Source organism: Acidobacteriota bacterium (genome assembly GCA_022562055.1).
Lineage (GTDB): Bacteria > Actinomycetota > Acidimicrobiia > Spongiisociales > UBA5794 > BMS3BBIN02.
Map to the genome: position 1 here is coordinate 1 of JADFQA010000001.1, position 15,365 is coordinate 15,365.

The 15,365-nt window shown below is 60.4% G+C and carries 16 protein-coding genes and 1 pseudogene; 9 read left to right on the forward strand and 8 right to left on the reverse strand.

Annotated features, from left to right (window positions below; genetic code table 11):
- Nucleotides 1–141: 141 nt before the first annotated feature.
- The 4 genes from IIC71_00005 to IIC71_00020 all read right to left on the reverse strand — a co-directional run bounded on the left by IIC71_00005 (nucleotide 142) and on the right by IIC71_00020 (nucleotide 2,331).
- The gene (locus IIC71_00005; GenBank protein ID MCH7667575.1) at nucleotides 142–375 is read right to left on the reverse strand and encodes a hypothetical protein; all 234 of its coding nucleotides are present in this window, start codon (nucleotides 373–375) and stop codon (nucleotides 142–144) included.
- Nucleotides 372–1,691 carry an AAA family ATPase gene (locus IIC71_00010; protein MCH7667576.1) on the reverse strand — a complete coding sequence of 440 codons (1,320 nt, stop codon included), beginning with the start codon at nucleotides 1,689–1,691 and terminating at the stop codon, nucleotides 372–374. Before IIC71_00010 ends, IIC71_00005 begins: the two co-directional genes overlap by 4 nt.
- Nucleotides 1,692–1,909: 218 nt before the next feature.
- A complete protein-coding gene (locus tag IIC71_00015; protein ID MCH7667577.1) occupies nucleotides 1,910–2,107 on the reverse strand; it encodes a helix-turn-helix domain-containing protein in 198 nt (65 codons plus the stop codon).
- Complete coding sequence (locus tag IIC71_00020; protein ID MCH7667578.1) at nucleotides 2,104–2,331, reverse strand: helix-turn-helix transcriptional regulator; 228 nt, start codon at nucleotides 2,329–2,331, stop codon at nucleotides 2,104–2,106. Before IIC71_00020 ends, IIC71_00015 begins: the two co-directional genes overlap by 4 nt.
- A gap of 122 nt (nucleotides 2,332–2,453) precedes the next feature.
- On the opposite strand from IIC71_00020, the gene IIC71_00025 reads away from it, so the two are divergent.
- From IIC71_00025 to IIC71_00035, 3 genes are all read left to right on the forward strand, one after another.
- Nucleotides 2,454–3,053 carry a hypothetical protein gene (locus IIC71_00025; GenBank protein ID MCH7667579.1) on the forward strand — a complete coding sequence of 200 codons (600 nt, stop codon included), beginning with the start codon at nucleotides 2,454–2,456 and terminating at the stop codon, nucleotides 3,051–3,053.
- On the forward strand, nucleotides 3,050–4,231 hold the full coding sequence (locus IIC71_00030) for a tyrosine-type recombinase/integrase (protein MCH7667580.1): 1,182 nt from the start codon (nucleotides 3,050–3,052) through the stop codon (nucleotides 4,229–4,231). The genes IIC71_00025 and IIC71_00030 overlap by 4 nt, the downstream gene beginning before the upstream one ends.
- Before the next feature lie 205 nt (nucleotides 4,232–4,436).
- Nucleotides 4,437–5,639: a M20/M25/M40 family metallo-hydrolase gene (locus tag IIC71_00035; GenBank protein ID MCH7667581.1), complete on the forward strand. Its 1,203-nt coding sequence runs from the start codon at nucleotides 4,437–4,439 to the stop codon at nucleotides 5,637–5,639.
- 609 nt (nucleotides 5,640–6,248) lie between these two features.
- On the opposite strand, the gene IIC71_00040 is transcribed toward IIC71_00035, so the two are convergent.
- Complete coding sequence (locus tag IIC71_00040; GenBank protein MCH7667582.1) at nucleotides 6,249–6,512, reverse strand: hypothetical protein; 264 nt, start codon at nucleotides 6,510–6,512, stop codon at nucleotides 6,249–6,251.
- A 698-nt stretch (nucleotides 6,513–7,210) separates the two neighbouring features.
- Between IIC71_00040 and IIC71_00045 the strand changes: the two genes are divergently transcribed.
- The 4 genes from IIC71_00045 (at nucleotide 7,211) to IIC71_00060 (ending at nucleotide 10,560) form a co-directional block, all read left to right on the forward strand.
- Nucleotides 7,211–8,125 carry an LLM class flavin-dependent oxidoreductase gene (locus IIC71_00045; protein MCH7667583.1) on the forward strand — a complete coding sequence of 305 codons (915 nt, stop codon included), beginning with the start codon at nucleotides 7,211–7,213 and terminating at the stop codon, nucleotides 8,123–8,125.
- 755 nt (nucleotides 8,126–8,880) lie between these two features.
- On the forward strand, nucleotides 8,881–9,396 hold the full coding sequence (locus IIC71_00050; GenBank protein MCH7667584.1) for a pyridoxamine 5'-phosphate oxidase family protein: 516 nt from the start codon (nucleotides 8,881–8,883) through the stop codon (nucleotides 9,394–9,396).
- A gap of 57 nt (nucleotides 9,397–9,453) precedes the next feature.
- A complete protein-coding gene (locus IIC71_00055; protein MCH7667585.1) occupies nucleotides 9,454–9,555 on the forward strand; it encodes a hypothetical protein in 102 nt (33 codons plus the stop codon).
- 81 nt (nucleotides 9,556–9,636) lie between these two features.
- The gene (locus IIC71_00060) at nucleotides 9,637–10,560 is read left to right on the forward strand and encodes a restriction endonuclease (GenBank protein MCH7667586.1); all 924 of its coding nucleotides are present in this window, start codon (nucleotides 9,637–9,639) and stop codon (nucleotides 10,558–10,560) included.
- Between the two features lie 13 nt (nucleotides 10,561–10,573).
- Here IIC71_00060 and IIC71_00065 read toward each other — a convergent pair whose 3' ends face one another.
- Both IIC71_00065 and IIC71_00070 read right to left on the reverse strand, forming a co-directional pair.
- Nucleotides 10,574–11,539: a ferredoxin--NADP reductase gene (locus tag IIC71_00065; GenBank protein MCH7667587.1), complete on the reverse strand. Its 966-nt coding sequence runs from the start codon at nucleotides 11,537–11,539 to the stop codon at nucleotides 10,574–10,576.
- A gap of 365 nt (nucleotides 11,540–11,904) precedes the next feature.
- Nucleotides 11,905–12,399, reverse strand: a complete 495-nt coding sequence (locus tag IIC71_00070) for a hypothetical protein (GenBank protein MCH7667588.1) — start codon at nucleotides 12,397–12,399, stop codon at nucleotides 11,905–11,907.
- 135 nt (nucleotides 12,400–12,534) lie between these two features.
- Between IIC71_00070 and IIC71_00075 the strand changes: the two genes are divergently transcribed.
- Both IIC71_00075 and IIC71_00080 read left to right on the forward strand, forming a co-directional pair.
- The gene (locus tag IIC71_00075) at nucleotides 12,535–13,875 is read left to right on the forward strand and encodes a pyridoxal-phosphate dependent enzyme (protein MCH7667589.1); all 1,341 of its coding nucleotides are present in this window, start codon (nucleotides 12,535–12,537) and stop codon (nucleotides 13,873–13,875) included.
- The gene (locus IIC71_00080; protein MCH7667590.1) at nucleotides 13,872–14,483 is read left to right on the forward strand and encodes a hypothetical protein; all 612 of its coding nucleotides are present in this window, start codon (nucleotides 13,872–13,874) and stop codon (nucleotides 14,481–14,483) included. The genes IIC71_00075 and IIC71_00080 overlap by 4 nt, the downstream gene beginning before the upstream one ends.
- A 39-nt stretch (nucleotides 14,484–14,522) precedes the next feature.
- Here IIC71_00080 and ppk2 read toward each other — a convergent pair.
- Nucleotides 14,523–15,337: pseudogene (gene ppk2, locus IIC71_00085) on the reverse strand (polyphosphate kinase 2).
- Nucleotides 15,338–15,365: the final 28 nt, after the last annotated feature.

Genomic DNA, 15,365 nt, shown 5'->3' on the forward strand with positions numbered 1-15,365 from the left:
GTTCTTCGTGGGGTACTGGCCCCCTGGGTGGGGTGACGTAGAGTGGTGGGGGGGTGAGGTGGTGGGCGAGGGTGTCGAGGCGTTGGGCGATCTGGTCGAGGGCGGCGAGTATCGTGCGTTTCCATGCGGCGGGGTAGTGGGTCATTTTGTCTCCGTTCGGGTGGTGAGGGTGACGGTTTGTAGGGCAGTGATGTGGGAGCAGGTACGGGTGCGGGCGGGGCAATCGCAGTGCCAGCCCGACGGGTCGCATCCGACTTTGTAGGTTCCGTGGTCGCCGATGATGGTGGCGGCGATGGTGTCGACGGTGAGGGAACGCACTGTGAGGTGTCCGGTGGCGAGTAGCCGCTTGGCCTTGCTCTCGGTGGTTTCAGTCATTGGGACCCCCCGGGGGTGGTGGGGGTGGCTGTGCCCGGGTGGGGTTCGGTGACGATCTCAGCATCGAAAACTGTGGCGATTTCCTCGCCGCTGAGAAGCGGATCATCACCACGAACTTGCGCACCCTTGGGCGAACTTGCGCACCCATTATGTGTGAGCAACTTCGTGGCTTCGTGATCAAGTTCGGCGACGAGCCGCCAGGACCAGCCACCCTTCATTCCATCTTTTGACGACTCAATGCGCCCCTCCCGGCGAAGCTCGGAACGGGCGCGGACGGCGGTTCCCTCCGACACTCCCTCCGCTTTGACGAGGCGAACGAGGGCGGTCCACCGTTCGTCCGATTGACTTAGGGCGTCGACGATGACTTCGCGGGCGATGTCCCTCTCGCTCCGGTCGGCGTCGGGTTCGGCGTCGGTGAGGAGGTCACTTGCCTGCGCGGTTGTCTCACCCAGCCACACGAACCCCGAGGTGTTGATGTCGCCACCCGCGCGATCTTGGATGGTTCGACTCTCGATCTCGAACTTGAGGGCACGAGCGAGCCTGGAGAGGTTCGATTTAACATGCACTAGGTACCGCACTGGCGAGTTGTCGTCGTCGGGGTCGGCAGCGAACAGCAAAACTGATCTAGCGGCGTTGCCGAACGCAACACTTCCGCCGAGGCGGGTTAAGGGGTTCGTTGAGGCTGATTTGTTGAGGTGTGACACTCCGAGTACTGCTACGCCGGTTGCTTCCGCGAGGGCGTGCAGCGGGCCGAGTGCCCTTCGCACCGAGTGGTCGCGGTGCGAGTCAAGGGTGGACGAGAGATGCGCGACCAGGGGATCAAGGACGAGCATCTCCGCCGACTCGGCTTCGATCGCTGTTTCGAGCTCGGCGAGGTCGTCCGGCAGCGTGATCCCGTTCTCGAAACCAGCTTCGACGACCGAAACGAAGTGTATAAGATCGAGGTCGGCTCCGGCTGCGATGAGCCTGGGTACCAAAGTGTGTGATCTCGAATCTTCGACGGTCGCGAAGATCACTGCTGCCGGGGATCGGCCAAGCTGGCCGCGCGAAACTCTCGCCGCGATTTCACACACCAAGCTCGTTTTGCCGAGTCCACCCGTCCCGATGAGCAGCGTGATCGCTTGTAACGGGATTCTGCCGTCCCAAAGCCACACAGGGGTTTCGGGCGGGATTGCCGATGCCGAGACCAGCCGTAGCCCGTCCCGCTGTTCCGGGACCGCACCAACGGCGGCCTGTTGCGCCTGGTACCGGCTTTCGGCGTCGTCGAGGTACGCGACGGTTTCTGCACCCGTCAAGTACCGGGGTTTATCGTTCACTGTTAACCCGTCCCTCGTGCAGTCTCCGCCAAGCGGCTTTGCGCCGGAGGACGATCTCACTACACGACTCGCAACGCCCAACAGCGCACATACAGCGGCCCGAGTGTGCGGTCCTCTTGCGGCGGGGTCGGCGACTCATGCGTCGGTTCTGGCGCTGCTGCGTCCCCGCCCTGGAGGCACCGGACCGCCGAACACCAACTGCGTGTCGGTAGGTTGCATCAGGTTGCCGCTCTTCGGTGCTTCTCATCGACGCCGAGCACGGCGAGCAACGGCGCTCGGGGAATGAGCAGCCGCCGACCGACACGCAGCACGACAACACCCGCGAGTTCTCCGTCGCGGCGGGCGAGCTGATAGGCAGTGTTGCGGCTCACGCCGAGGAGTTCCGCAGCCTCGGGAATGGTCAGGGTCGCGTTCATCGGGCGCCTGCGATGTCTTCGAGGAGCTTGGCGTAATCTCGGGCGTGGCGGGGTCTGGGGACTCGTGCCCCGTTCTCCCACCGCAGGACCGTGGATTGTGAAACGTCGAGCACCATGGCGACGTCACGGAGTGACAGCCCGGCGGAACGTCGGATAGTTGCACCGGCGGCGCGGATCAGGGTCCGTGCTCGGATCGTCTCAACCAGGTTTCGTGTTGCGTTCATGGCAACACCTTGGCGTACCGGGAACCCTACGTCAAGACCTTAACGTATGCCTTTATCCGGTCAGAGAATCGGGAACCTTCATAGTGTTGCCAAAACATTCCCGATTCGGTAGGGTGGGGGCTATGACGACATTGCCGACGCAACATGCATTCGGGTGGCCCGATCCGTTCACAGGGCCGTGGATGCTCACCGTCCACACTGCCGCAGTAAACGGGCGTATGGAGTGTGTCGGCCTGAGCGTGATGGCGTATGCCGACTCTGGCGACCTTCCGATGGGCAACGTCCCTGGCTCGGATGCGATCGTCAACGGAGAGGACACTGTGAACCGGGTCGAGCCGGTACGAACGTCAACGCTGCGAAGTATCCCCCTCGGCGATCTGATGTCGAAGATCACCCAAGAAGCCATCGACAAGGGACCGGCCCGGATCGAGAGGGTTCAGTGGTCGGATTACGAGGAGGAGCGCCTCGAAGCTGCGAAGGCGTCCACAGCCGGGCGAGGTGGTCGCAAAGGCCACAGCCCGGAACACTACGCCGAGGTAGCCCGGGTGTACAGCGCCGCGTGGGCTCAGGGCGGCTATCCGACAAAGGCTGTCGCCGAGAAGTGGATCGTGGCGAAGCCGACAGCGGCGAAGTGGGTTTCACGGGCGCGGACCCTGGGCCTACTCGAACCGACATCTAAGGGGCGAGCAGGCGGCATCCCCACCCAAGGAGACGACGAATGAGCGAACGCAGACCTAAAGGCACAGGGAACATCCGCGAACGCGGGGGTCGCTTCCAGGCCACCTACTCATACATGGACGCGACGGGCAGACGCCGACTGAGATCGGAGACGTTCGACACCAAGACCGAAGCCCGTGCATGGTTGACTGCCCGGCTCGCCGAGGTAGCTACAGGCCGCGTCTCTGATCCCGGTACTTTAACCGTCGGAGAGTATCTACAGGATTGGCTCGGCTCGTTGGGCATGGCTCAGCTCGAAGCGGCGACCGTATCGTGGTATCGGTCCGCGGTGATCCGCCACATCATCCCGGCGTTGGGCGGTGTGAAGCTGTCGAAGCTGTCGGCGATCCAGGTCGAGGCGTTCCTGGCGGAGAAGGCGGAGAACGGTCGTCTCGACGGTAAGGGAGGTCTGGGACCCGTGAGCGTGCGGCGGCTGCATGTGACGTTGCGTAAGGCGCTGGCTGCGGCTGTGCGTAAGGGCATGTTGGCCACCAACCCCGTCGACCTGGCCGACAAACCGAAGATACCGCCTGTCGACGTGACAGAAAGCTGCTGGACGCCGGAGCACATGACGGCGTTCCTCGAAGCAACCAAGGCCGACCGGCTAGCTCCGCTGTGGCGGACCGCGTGCATGACCGGCCTTCGACGTTCCGAGCTTTGCGGGTTGCAGTGGCCGGACATCGATCTCGATGCCGGTGTTCTGTCGGTGAAACGGGCGATGGTGCAGGTGGACGGCAAGCCGATTCTGAAAGGCCCGAAGTCTGCGTCGTCGCGCCGGGCTGTGGACTTCGACGCTGGAACGGTGGCGGTGCTGAGACGGTGGAAGGTGAGCCAGCTCGAGGAGCGTCTGCTGGCTGGGACCGCGTGGGAGCAAGGCGATTGGGTGTTCACCAACGAGATCGGGGCACCGTGGCGACCGGATTCGCTCACCAAGACGTTCCTGAAGACTGCCAGGGCGACAGAGCTTCCACGAACCGATGTCAGGGGCTTGCGTCATGCTCACGCCACCGCGATGCTCCGTGCCGGTGTGCATCCCAAGGTTGTTCAGGAGCGTCTCGGACACTCGTCGATCGCGGTGACGATGGACATCTACAGCTCGGTGCTGCCGGGGATGCAGCGCGAAGCCATCGACCGGCTTGCCTCGATGATGGAGCCTGGACGCGGCCCGATAGATGGCGGATAGATGGCGCGAGCGGTAGGCGCGCACCGAGGAAGAGACAGAAACCCCCGCTATGCAAGGGTTTCTGGGGTGGAGCTGAAGGGATTCGAACCCTTGACCCCTTGACGGACTGTTAAGCCGTGTGTCGTGGGGTCCTCTGTCCTGTTCCAGTGTCTGCTGGGACTCATGGTGGCGCACGGGCTAAAGTCGTCATCGAGGGAGTAGATCCGTGCAGATCGACATTCACCAGGCGATACAGCAGCAAACCGAGCTGATGCAGCAGGTGAGCAGGTTCGTACATTCTCATCCTGAGCTTGGTTACGAAGAGTATCAGTGCTCCGATTACCTGGTGGGCGTTCTTGAGCAGTTGGGCCTGGATGTCATACGACCGGTGGCTGGCATCCGTACTGCCTTTCGGTCCACTCTCAAGGGCACAACCAAGGATGGACCGCGTGTGGGGCTAGTGATGCTCTACGATGCGGTTCCCGCCGTGGGTGAAGACGGCGCCTATATTCCCAATCACTCGTGCGGGCACAACGTGATCTCCGGGGCTGTTGTGGGTGCGGTGGCAGCATTGAGTCAAGGTCCCCGCCGCGGAGAACTGACAGTGATAGGTATGTCTGGAGACGAGATCGGTGCGCCGATGGTCGCTCAGCACGGCGGGAGTAAGGCTCTGACCGCGGCGGTAGGCGAATGGGATGAGTTTGACGCAGTCCTATACGCGCATCCGGAGTTCAACAACACGGTATCTCATGTCTCGCGCTGGATGGAGCGTTACCGCCTGTCGTTGCATCACCCTCGGGGCTTCAAACAGCGTGGCGAATTGCAAGGTTCCGTGCCGTGGGCGGTGCAGGCGTTGCTACAGGTGGTGCGTTCGATGGAGGAGTCTGACACCCAAGAATTCGTGATGGTTAAGGATCTCTGGATGAACGGCGACGTTGAGGCCGATTGCAAGGTCAACGCGCAGATGCAGGTCTTGCTGTTCGGACTGACTCAGGCGGATGTCACCCAGCGGGCAACTCGGCTGAGACAAGCGGTTGAGGCAGTTGGTGATGGTGCACAGATTGTCGTTGAGTTGGAACAGATCGGAGATCCGTATATGGGTGTGAACCCTAACCCAACCCTCACCTCTGTGGTGCATCAGGCCATGAGAGATTCGGGCCTCGAGGTGTTGTTTGACCCGGAACCGCTTCCGTTCGCCACCGATTTTGGCAACATCAGCTATCGCGCGCCGAGCGTGCTCATCGGAACTGGGCGAGAAGGTGGCTGGCAGTTTCATGGCAGTGAGGGAGATAGAGAATTCAGCAGTTCAGATGGGAATCGAGTGATGATGGCAACAGCCGAAGTCCTAGCTCGGGCCACTATGCGTCTGTGGGAGGAGCCCGAACTGGTTGGCCGGGCACGAACGGAATTCGACGAAAGGCTTCGGTAATGGGCCGTGGTGGCACCGGATGGGTGTGGGAACGGCCGAATCGCAATGGCGCAACGAAGGACGATATGCCCATAGTGGGAGCGTGGGATGGGGCCTTCCTCCGCCCGTTGTCAAGGTGATGTTTATGGTCGAGTAATCGTTGTGCTGCGTGCATCGGCTAATCGAACTCGGCAGGGATTTGAGGTCGTGGGCGGTATGGGAATGTCGAGGTCTCGTGCCGGAATTGTCTGCTGGGTTTGGACGGGTGCAATACCTCTCCGGTCACTCCCGTCAAGTCGAGCAATGTTGCAGCGGAGAGGCCGCCGCGGCACGATCAGCCAACTCATGGACTGAGTTCGAAGACGTCGAAATATGCGGCCGAAGGCTGCGGCTTGCGTTAGTGACCGCCATTCTGATGCGAAGGGGCCGCATCTCTCTCAAAACCCCGCCTGGAGGGTGCCATGTTCTCCCGCCGGCGCTGCACGCGCCGACACACGCGTCGTCTACGACGTCACCGCTGAGGAGTGCGTCGCTGTCGGAGTCGAACTCACGTCCGCCCGGGACCTTCGGGATTCCGCGTCGGACGCGCGGTCGAGATGCACGTTGTCGCCGATCTGTGAAATCAACAGCTCATGATTCGGCTCCCGAGATCTCGATAGACGCATGAATCGTGAACTTGTCGTGCTCCAGCTTGATCCAGTGTTTGCCTGCGAGCCACGTTTCAGCGTGCTTTGACTCGGAGAGGAGCTCCAGGAACCGTAACAGTTCGCCAGCGAAGCCCTTCCAGTATGCGGTCTTGAACGATGCCGGGTCCGGGACTCCAACAGGTCGCCGGGTGCGAACGGTTCGTAGTCGATGACCGACGCCCCCGTGCGGTGAATCACCACCGAGCATTCACCGGCGTTGAACCTTTCAACAAGGCCGTCGTCCTTCTCAAGTTCAGCGACCAGCGCCATCAATTGTCTGCCAATTTCCATGCGTGCTTCGTTCGGCATTATGGGGTCCTTTCGTTGTCAAGCCGGAAGAAAAGGCGTCGCCACTTTTCGATTTCGTCGGCGAGGTCGGGGCGACCCAGCCGCCGCCACTGCTCGGCTAAATCTTCCAACAACCCCCGCCGATGCGAGGGAGCCATCCCCTCGGCCCGCCGCCGGCACTGTGTCGAGCACCAGCGGCGGGGCCGGCCCCGACCCGAATACACCGGCAACGGCGAACGGCACGACGGGTTCCAACATTCAATTGCCACGCAGAGTTACTCCCAAAAAGAATGTGCAACCCGTACACACAAAAGGGTGGGGCGGATGGTCGTGTGGGGTAGGTCATGGGCTGGCTCCTTTTTTTTGTCGGGTTGCGATCGTGACGCGGCGTAGGGCGGTGAGGTGGCTGCATCGACGGGTGAACCGGTCCGGGTTTTCCGGAGGCTCCGATAAACCCGGACGGGTTCACTTCCGGAAAACAGTGAAGACGTTAGGGAGTCGTTCGTGGGTGTCCTCCCGGATCCACCGCAGTCGGTTTGTGGCGGGTCCCGTCGGTATTGGCGAGGATCGACCTACGGTGCAGTACCGTCTCCGGTGTTCGTCGTGTACGCTCGTTGGATGCGGATCGGCATTATCGCTCAACTTCACGGTCGTCCCGGAGGCGTACTCGAACCGTCGTGGGAGTCGATCAGACGACTCGCGGCAGTCGCAGAGCGTGTCGGATTCGACATGTTCGCATTCGAGGATGTCCTCATGTATCGCTCTGATGAAGCGACTGAGGGGTGTTGGGAGTCGATGACGATCGCAGGTGCGCTCGCCGCATCAACAAGCCGAATTCGGTTCGGCCAGTCGGTGATCAACGCTCCGTATCGGTCACCGGCGATGACCGCGAGTATGGCGACCACGCTTGATGAGGTGTCGGATGGTCGGTATGTGTTGGGGATTGGTGCGGGGAACTCTCCCACGTCGGACTACGAAGGCTTCGGATTTCCAACTGATCGGCGGTACTCGCGGTTCGCTGAGAGCATCGAAGTGATTCACACGCTGCTGAGAACTGGCGCGGTCGATTACGACGGCGACTTCCATTTCGCGAAACGGGCCGAACTCGTTCTCCGGGGACCGTCACCAACTGGCCCGCCGATCAACATTGCAGCTAAGGGACCCAAGATGCTGCGGCTTGTCGCCCGCTATGCGGACGCCTGGAACTGGTGGGGATGGGACGAGGCGGTCGATGAAATCATCGGAAGCATGACCGGAATTGTCGCCGAATTGGACCGGGCCTGTGTCGAGGTCGGCAGAGACAGCACCGAGATCGAGCGGACCTTCGACCTGTACTCGGTCGTTCCACCTGGGTTCACATCTGACGGTTCCGCGATGTCACAGCCGGTGTCCGGCTCAGCCGAAGAGATCGCCGAGACACTCCTTAGCCTCCGCGCTCTTGGAATCGACGAGGTTCGCTGCGATCTGACCGACAAGACCGAAGCTGGCGTCGAAGCGATGGCGCCGGTCGTCGAAGCCCTCCACAACGCCTGAACTCGCATCACGCCTGCGCATTTCGACGAACCCGTTCACGGTGTCGATCTCGGCAGACCGCCCTTGTGTTGGGTTCTGTGGGCATGGGTTCGGGATCCCACCGCGTCCACGTGATCTCGGGGAACATCGAGCGCCGGAGCCAAACGACGAGATGCCAGAAGGTGCCTCACCGAGGATTTTACCGACCTTGGCTATGTTTCACGGATAGACGAGACAGCGTTCAGAGAGCCATGTAGGTCAGGAGGCGACTGGTCTCGATGGTCTTGCGCGACTGTCGGGACTCGCTTTGAGCCTCGAGTCATGCGACGTCTTACACCGGACAGGAACTTCTTGAGACGGACCGTGTCTCCGGCAACGAGTCCTGCTGGTGTCGGAGGTTCGGCGCCAAGCGATTCAACGGGGAGTAGTCGTTCGCGAACGAGGCGACTTCGCGGCCTTCGGTCTCGGGCGCGCCTGTGCATCTGAACGTTTGCACTATCTGAATGTAAAGGGGATGCCTGTTTTCATGTCAACTCTCAGTCGTCTTTATCGATAGCCGATTCGCAGACGGGGTGCGTCACGATGCTGGCGGCTCGTGAGTTGGGGTGTCGCGTCAAGAGCTGTACTACCTGCATCAGAGCGAGCGACGCTAAAGGTGGCGGGTTCCATGCGGCCATGAACTGTGGCCCGAGGTCGTTAGCCTGTTCCAGTGAGCGGGAACCCAGGTGTCGAGTCAATCGGAGAATCGGGCACCGATTCGGATGTAGGGTGTTCGCATGAACGAGCCGAGTCGTGGCCGCCCCGTTGTACCTGATGGCCACGGAGTTCCCGATTCCGATGCCGGTATCCTCGAATGGTCTGCCGTCGAGGACCGTCTGCGTGTGTCGTTGCACTGTTGGCTCGCGACCACTCGTCCCAACGGCAAACCTCATGTGGTCCCTTGCGGGGGCGTCTGGCTCGAAAGGCGGTTCTGGTACGACGGCGCTCCGGACACAGTTCACGTCAACAACCTGAACAGCGACCCGTCTTGTGTCCTTCATCTTGAGGACGGTAGGCAGGCTGTGATCGTCGAGGGCCGGTCGGAGGCAGCTGCCCCTCCGGGAATCGACTTCGGAGATCGATTGTCAGGGGCGATGTCTGCCAAGTACGGCGACCACGGGTATGCGCCGGGTCCCGGCAGTTGGGATGGACCAGATAGTGGTGGTCTGCGTGTTCTTACTCCGGTCAAAGCTATGGCGTGGCTTGATTTCCCCACCGACATGACGAGATTCAGGTTCCCGCCGCGCCCTTGACCAACAAACCCGTGCGCACTCACGCCAGAGGATCGGGCGGCCTACGCCACGCTAAAGCTGGAGCTTGCTGAACAACACCGGAATGCCCGGCTTGCATACACCGATGCCAAGACACAATTCGTGCTCTCCGCTCTTGACATGGCCCGTCGATCCCAGTGAGCAGCAACTAGGAATAGCGTCGCTGCTCGCAGTGGCGGTTCGGTCTCGGTAGGGCCTACCGGCGATGTATGGTGTGGAGGTATGTCGAAGCGAACCAAACGGTTTCAACAGGTGGTTGCGATCGTGCACGAACACATGGCTGACGGCTCGACGGTTGAGGAGTCGGTTTTGGTTCACCCAGCCCGCGGCGGGGAGCCACAGGAAGTCGACGTGCTCATCACCGCAACAGCAGCGGGCCGCGGGGTCACCATCGGTGTGGAGGCATGCGACCGCAAGCGACGGGCAGACGTTGCATGGGTCGAAGAGATGAAGGCGAAACACGACGACCTGCACACGGACAAGCTGGTGCTGTTCTCCGCCTCGGGCTTTGCAAAGGGAGCAATTGCGAGGGCTGCCAAACACGGGATAGTCACAGTCGGTGCCGACCCCCTGTCGGACGAAGACCTCGAAGGGCTCATCCTTCTGGGTCTTCAGAGCATGTGGCCGAAGCGTGTGAGTTTGGTACCCGAGAGTGCAAAGGTGTGGGTGCGTCTCCCCGACGCAACGCAGGGCCGAGTGAAGGCAACCGGGGGGTTGCTGCTCTACTTCGAAGACGGGTCAGATTTTGGGTTCACGCTCAAGGAGGCCGCGTTTGCGAAGCTTCGCGCTCAGTGGGACGAGATTATCGACCACATCGGTTTGCGTGAGATTGTCGAGTCGCACGAGACAGAGTTTGTCCTTGATTGGCAACCGTTCACCGTAATCGTCGACGACGTTGAACGCCGGCTACACGTACGTGACGACAATGTGGACCCGGTCGAGTTCTATCCCATAGAGCGTGTCGAGCTCACGGGAAGCGCGGCCATTGAGGTTGAAGAAGCATCACGTACCCGCATGCGGTTGGGCGAGTCGCAGGTCACCCACGATGATCCACCTGCGACTGGCGGGCGTGGAATTCTCGTGGCGTCGGAGTGGCGTGGCAACGAACGCGTGACGTTGCAGCTTCTTCCCGCCGCAACCGAGTAAGCGCTCGCGGGCCCTACCAGTACTCCTCATAGTGGATGTTGCCGGCAACGCCGCGCCGGTCAAGCGTGAAGCCGCGTGCAATGAGGACTTCGACGGCGCCTTTGGTTGACGGGAACTCTGGTGTGTCCCCATCCCACTCGGGTAGACCGATCATTGCTGGATTGCCACAGAGGAAGACGTGGGTGTTTTCGGGGTCCAGCGGCCCGCCAAGGGCTTCGTCCAAGCCACCGGACTCAATGAGATCCTGGATGTATACCTTATTGCCTTCGTTCTCCGGTTCGCGGGTCGTCACAGCCAGGTAGTGGTAGTTGTTGAACCGCTCCATGAGCCTGCGGTGGGTATCGAGGTAAGCGAGATCGCGTAAATACCGAGACGTACACACCGACACGATCTGGCCGAGGTGGCCATCGCGCAGAAGGTCGAGCACCATAGCGTTGTGCGGTGCCTCGCCGGTGCCGGTAGCGAGCAAGACGACGTTGTTCTCGTGGCTGGTGAGTTTGTCCAGCCGGTAGCGGCCCGCCATCTTGCGCCCTAGGAAGATCCGGTCGCCGACGTCCTTGACGAACAGCCTCGGAGTCAGGATCGCCGACGTCTCCCGCGAGTCCTTTTCGACCAGTACGACGTAGAACTCGAGCGACCCGTCCGATGTCGGTGACAGAAGCTCCCCGTTGGCCGCAAGGATTGAACTGCTTATCGAATAGGAGCGCCGGGCAAGCTTCGCGATCTGCTCGTCGGCGAGATCTTCTTGTCGATCATCGATACGTGGTTCCCAGAAGCCGAGACCGAGCGTTGCATACTGGCCCGCGCTATATGATGGGAGGTCGCCGTCTGGGGTCACCGCGATGATCCAGAGACCGTCTTGCACGCGTTTGATTGAAGTGATCGTGGCGTTGTAGTTGGCGGATCGCAGAGATTCAATTTGGGAGAGTCCAAGACCGGTGCCGGTCGACCGATCCGCGGGTGTCTCGGTTACCGTCATCTCGTGGCCCTCCCCTTCGACAGGTATAGGCTCGTGTGCTGGTTGGTCATCCCAGTACACAAACAATGTCTCGAGAACGCTGGCGACGTTGGCCAGCGATGACGTGTCCCACACCTCACCCCGTTTCACTACGACAGTGTTTGACTGGGCAGAGACATGGTTGATTGCCGAATCGACATCGAAAATCCGGTTTGCGAGCATGGACGCAGGAGTGCCATCCGGGCGGGTCTCGTTCCGCGATGCGAACGTTTCGCCGTCCTGCGACGTTAGGTTGCGATCACCAATGAGGACGGCGATGTTGCCGATCCGCCTCGTTGTGACGGCGATTCGCTGTCCCATTTGATCCTCCTAAGGCCTGATAGTTCTCAGCTCTCGTTCTGCTGCTGCGGTGCGGCGACGTGCGTTACTGGAATATCAACTGCTCTTTCGATTCGGCTCACCGCGTCCATTCGCAGCCAACGAGATATCCCGGCCGGAAATGTCGACACGATAAGCCCGGCATAATTCGGGTTCGCGCTCATCTCCTGGGTCACCGCCAAAACTGGATGCGGGTCGCATGTTCGAACATCCTCCAACACAATGCCCGAATCTCGGAAATGTGCCCGAGCTCGTGTCGCGGTCTCCTCTGCGACAGCGGCAGCGACGTCTGTAGTGACCATCCCCAAGTGCGCGAGAGGGGTCGCGGGTACGAGAAGTATGAACGCTGCGTGGTCATCGTTCTTGGCGATGTCGCGCATCGCTGCCAGCAGTTCGGGACTCTCTGCCGTCTGATGTGCGATTACGAGATACCGGGCCAGGATCATCCTCCCTGATAGGTAGCCAGACCGTACCCGGATGAGGGCCACAATGGCAACAAGCAACTGCCGTAAGCCACAGTCGGTGTTGCAGTCTGCCCGTTTCGGAGGCCGACACCCGGCGTCTCACGCACCGATTGCGGCGCATTTGGCGAAATCGCATCGGCATACAATGAGCGCACCACAACGTTAGGCACCGACGTGATTGACCATTCTCTTCGCATGTACGACTCGATTCTCGAATTGCTGCCGGACGTGGACAATCCAACCCCGCTAGTCCGAATCAACCGTGTCACACCGTTCAAGCACACTCGTGTATACGCAAAGCTTGAGTGGTACAACCCGTTCGGAGCCGTTAAGGATCGCGTTGCGGCCAACCTCATCGAAGAGGCGGAGGACGATGACGTGATTCTTGCGGCGCAAAAACTTGTCGAGGCGACGTCGGGTAACACCGGTCTCGGTCTTGCGATGATCGCAAACGCTCGCGGGTATTCTCTAACGACGCCTATATCAACACAAGTTCCCTTGGAGAAGCGGACGATGCTGCGGGTGTTTGGCGCCGACGTCATCGAGCTTGATGACGACCTGTGCCCCGCACCGGGAGCACCCGAAGGTGCGATCGCCAAGGCGACCGAACTTGATGCGTTGCCAGAGTTTCACATGCTCAACCAGTATGTGAATATTTCGAACCCCAACGCCCACTACAAAACCACCGGACCGGAAATCTGGCGTCAGACAGGTGGTCAGATAACGCACTTCGTGGCAAGCCTCGGTACTTGCGGCACAATTTCTGGCACGGGGAGATTCTTGAAAGAACAGGACGCCGATGTGCAGGTTCTTGCAGTTCATCCCAACGAAGGGCACGACATCCCCGGTGTTCGCAGCATCCGTCAGCTCCCGCAGACCAAGTTCTTTCAGCCTGACGAGTACGATGGAATGGTCGAGATTCAAAATCAGGCCGCATTCGACCTTTGCCTGCGGCTGAACCGAGAGGAAAGCATCACTGCGGGGCCGAGTTCGGGGTTGGCGCTCGCCGGAGCATTCGAACTTGTGCCGGACGAGCCAGGCAACCTTGTGGTGGTGGTGTTTCCGGACAGCATCTTCAAATACGCGTCTTCTGTCGTGCGGCATCTCCCGGGACTCGGTTCGGTTCCGGCGCCGACGAAGGGGAAACAGGAAATCCTGCTTGAAGGAATGATCGAGAACACGCGGGCAAACATAAATCTCACGATCAGCGTCGACGCAGCCAGCGATCTCATGCGTGATGAGCAACCGTTCCTCCTGGACGTGCGTGAGACAGCGCCCTACGGCACCTCGCACGTACCAGAGGCTGTCAACATTCCACTCCACGATCTGTCGGACAGAAGGTCAGAATTGCCTGCCGACAAAGACGCACCGGTCCTCACGATTTGCGAGCGTGGCAATATCTCACTGCCGGCGGTCCTCTTTCTCACTAGTCTTGGATACACCGACGTTCGTAGTATCGACGGGGGCACACAAGCCTGGCGGGAACAAGGATTGGCCACAACGCAGTCATTATGACTAAAACGACCCTGGCATACGTTCTCATTGGTGTTGGCGTTGTTATGGTCCTGTTCGGAATAGCTGACGCCCTCGGCGCCGACGACGATGCAGCAAACTCGGCTGCGGTTGCGACGTCGGCACCGGCAGCGACGGAGGCGACGTTAGCTCTGGCCACCACCACCACTCTCCCTGCCACTTCGACCAGCCCGGTCGGATCGTCGACAACACAGACTTCGACAACAACCGAGCCACCGACAACCACATCTATAACGACCGCGCCTACCGAGACGGTTGAAGAGTTTGTCATCGCTTTCGCCGCCGCGATTGCGTCGGGTGATGTCGACTTCCTAGTCAACCGTCTCCATCCAGCAGTTGTTGGTGGGTTTGGCCCCGCGTTGTGTCGGACGTGGATCGAGACGGAGATTCTCGAACTCCTCGACTACCAGGTGACCGGACCCACGGTTGGTCCGCACGCCCAGACGTTCACGACACCGGCAGGCACCGGAACGATCGAGGAAGCGTTCTCGGTTCCTGTCAACTTTGTCTTCCAGGGACAAAAGTTCGACGCCGAAGGCGATTTCGCACTCGTCGACGGCGAGATGCGGTGGATGGGTCAATGTCGATGATCTGGTTGCAGACACCGCGTGCCGATCAGCCCTACGGTCTCAGTACACCTCGGGAATAAAGGTCTGCTCCGAGATCGGTGGACGGATGTAGCCCGAATCTTTCTGCCGCGGCGGCAGATCGACCGGACCGAGCGTGAGATCCTCATACGGGATCATCGAAAGTAGGTGGCTGATGCAGTTGAGCCGGGCGCGTTTCTTGTCTTCGGCATTCACTACGAACCAGGGGCTTGTTTGATATCCGTGTGATCGAACATGACGTCTTTTGCCCGAGAGAACTCGACTCAATGGGCGCGAGACTGAAGGTCCATTTCGCTTAGCTTCCACCGCTTTGTCGTGTCATCGATGCGCCCGAGGAATCTCCTTTCCTGCTCCTCGTCGCTCACTGAAAACCAATACTTGATCAAGATGATGCCGCTACGAACCAGCATTCGCTCAAACTCAGGACACGACCGGAGGAACTCCTTGTACTCGTCATCTGTACAGAACCCCATCACGGGCTCGACCAGGGCTCGGTTGTACCATGACCGATCAAACAGGACCAGTTCGCCTGCCGCCGGCAAGTAGTTCACGTACCGCTGGAACCACCACTGGGTCTTCTCGCGCTCGGTTGGTGTGCCGAGAGCTTCTACACGGCAGACACGGGGATTGAGACGTTCGGTGATGCGCTTGATCACCCCTCCCTTGCCGGCAGCGTCCCGCCCTTCGAAAATCACGACGACCCTGAGGCCTTCGCCCTTTACGTAACTCTGGAGCTTTACGAGTTCGACCTGGAGGCGGTTCAGTTCCTTCTCGTAGAATTTCTTGCTGAGCTTGTTCTTCGTGGGTCTTCCCGCCGGTCGCGGTGTGCCACTCATGACTGCAACCGTACACCGATCTCGCCTC

Excerpts from the sequence above, each read along its gene's own strand:
- IIC71_00060 (MCH7667586.1), top strand. The coding sequence starts at position 9,637 with ATGTCGAAGCGAACCAAACGGTTTCAACAGGTGGTTGCGATCGTGCAC.
- IIC71_00040 (MCH7667582.1), bottom strand. The coding sequence starts at position 6,512 with ATGCTCGGTGGTGATTCACCGCACGGGGGCGTCGGTCATCGACTACGA.
- IIC71_00050 (MCH7667584.1), top strand. The coding sequence starts at position 8,881 with ATGAACGAGCCGAGTCGTGGCCGCCCCGTTGTACCTGATGGCCACGGA.
- IIC71_00045 (MCH7667583.1), top strand. The coding sequence starts at position 7,211 with ATGCGGATCGGCATTATCGCTCAACTTCACGGTCGTCCCGGAGGCGTA.
- IIC71_00025 (MCH7667579.1), top strand. The coding sequence starts at position 2,454 with ATGACGACATTGCCGACGCAACATGCATTCGGGTGGCCCGATCCGTTC.
- IIC71_00005 (MCH7667575.1), bottom strand. The coding sequence starts at position 375 with ATGACTGAAACCACCGAGAGCAAGGCCAAGCGGCTACTCGCCACCGGA.
- IIC71_00020 (MCH7667578.1), bottom strand. The coding sequence starts at position 2,331 with ATGAACGCAACACGAAACCTGGTTGAGACGATCCGAGCACGGACCCTG.
- IIC71_00030 (MCH7667580.1), top strand. The coding sequence starts at position 3,050 with ATGAGCGAACGCAGACCTAAAGGCACAGGGAACATCCGCGAACGCGGG.
- IIC71_00080 (MCH7667590.1), top strand. The coding sequence starts at position 13,872 with ATGACTAAAACGACCCTGGCATACGTTCTCATTGGTGTTGGCGTTGTT.
- IIC71_00065 (MCH7667587.1), bottom strand. The coding sequence starts at position 11,539 with ATGACGGTAACCGAGACACCCGCGGATCGGTCGACCGGCACCGGTCTT.
- IIC71_00015 (MCH7667577.1), bottom strand. The coding sequence starts at position 2,107 with ATGAACGCGACCCTGACCATTCCCGAGGCTGCGGAACTCCTCGGCGTG.